1 protein-coding gene is annotated in these 216 nt (G+C 68.1%); it reads left to right on the forward strand.

Annotated features, from left to right (window positions below; genetic code table 11):
- Nucleotides 1-216: hypothetical protein (locus Q1A87_RS24095; RefSeq protein WP_299657475.1), on the forward strand; the 216-nt coding region annotated here is incomplete at both ends.

Below are 216 nucleotides of genomic sequence, written 5' to 3' on the forward strand. Positions count from 1 at the left end.
CATCCGATGTCACCGCCGATCCGGCACTTGCGGAGACCGACACCGCCGAGACCGAGATGCCGGTTGCGGAAGGCGACACGGTCGAGACCACGGCGCCGGTCGAGCTCGGCGGTCCGACCGTGGAGCGCGAAGGCTACAACCTCGCGCAGGCCGGCGAGTTCGAGGTCGAGTCCCTGACCGGGTCCAACCTCTATGGCGTCAACGACGAGGACATCG

Source organism: uncultured Jannaschia sp., assembly GCF_947494055.1.
Lineage (GTDB): Bacteria > Pseudomonadota > Alphaproteobacteria > Rhodobacterales > Rhodobacteraceae > Jannaschia.